Source organism: Nocardioides daeguensis (genome assembly GCF_019192965.1).
Classification (GTDB): domain Bacteria; phylum Actinomycetota; class Actinomycetes; order Propionibacteriales; family Nocardioidaceae; genus Nocardioides; species Nocardioides daeguensis.
On the sequence record NZ_JAHTKU010000041.1, the window covers coordinates 1 to 825 of the forward strand.

The window sequence follows — 825 nt, forward strand, 5'->3', positions numbered from 1 at the left end:
GAAGCCGATCTCCTCGGCCTCGGTGGCGAGGTCGACGAACTCCTCGGGCTTGACCCACCGTTCGACGGGGTGGTGTCGGACGGAGGGGCGTAGGTACTGGGTGATGGTGACCAGCTCGCAGCCTGCCTGGTGCAGGTCGCGCAGGGCTTGGGAGACCTCGTCGCGGGTCTCGCCCATGCCGAGGATGAGGTTGGACTTGGTGACCAGGCCGAAGGCGCGGGCCTGGGTGAGGACGTCGAGGGAGCGTTCGTAGCGGAAGGCGGGGCGGATCCGCTTGAAGATGCGGGGCACGGTCTCGAGGTTGTGGGCCAGGACCTCGGGGCGTGCGTCGAAGACCTCGGCGAGCAGGGTGGGGTCGCCGTTGAAGTCGGGGACCAGGTTCTCCACGCCGGTGTCGGGGTTGAGGTCGTGGATGGCGCGCACGGTCTCGGCGTAGAGCCAGGCGCCGCCGTCGGGGAGGTCGTCGCGGGCGACGCCGGTGATGGTGGCGTACTTGAGGCCCATGGTGTGGACGGACTCGGCGACGCGGCGGGGTTCGTCGCGGTCGAGGGGCTGGGGCTTGCCGGTGTCGATCTGGCAGAAGTCGCAGCGTCGGGTGCATTGGTCGCCGCCGATGAGGAAGGTGGCTTCCTTGTCCTCCCAGCACTCGAAGATGTTGGGGCAGCCGGCTTCCTCGCACACGGTGTGCAGGCCCTCGGACTTCACCAGGCTCTTCAGGGTGCGGTACTCGGGGCCCATCGTCGCCTTCGTCCGGATCCACGACGGCTTCCGCTCGATCGGGGTCTCCGCGTTGCGGACCTCCAGGCGGAGGAGCTTGCGCCCCTC

At 69.1% G+C, this 825-nt stretch carries 1 protein-coding gene; it reads right to left on the reverse strand.

Going from position 1 to position 825, the window contains the following annotated elements:
• A partial coding sequence (locus KU893_RS22395) for a lipoyl synthase (protein ID WP_246593080.1) occupies positions 1-825 on the reverse strand: 825 nt, incomplete at both ends.